Raw genomic sequence first — 223 nt, 5'->3', positions numbered from 1 at the left:
CGATGGAGCCACCGGCCGCGCTTGTCCAGATCAAGGACGGCAAGTGCGAGGCATGGGCCTGCGTTCAAGCTCCGCAAGCCACCCGCACTCGCCTGTCTGAGCGTCTTAAGATTCCCGAGGAGAACGTGACCGTCAACGTCACGCTGCTGGGGGGCGGCTTCGGCCGAAAGTCCAAGCCGGATTTCGTGCTCGAAGCCGGTCTGATCAGCCAGGCCATGGGCGG

Annotated in this window: 1 protein-coding gene; it reads left to right on the top strand. The window is 64.6% G+C overall.

Translation table 11 applies throughout. The annotated features are described in order from the left end of the window. On the top strand, positions 1–223 hold a 223-nt coding region (locus E4K09_RS22410; protein ID WP_134499915.1), incomplete at both ends, for a molybdopterin cofactor-binding domain-containing protein.

It is taken from the genome of Microvirga pakistanensis, from assembly GCF_004458765.1.
GTDB classification, from domain to species: Bacteria; Pseudomonadota; Alphaproteobacteria; order Rhizobiales; family Beijerinckiaceae; genus Microvirga; species Microvirga pakistanensis.
This window is presented reverse-complemented; position numbering and strand designations above follow the sequence as displayed.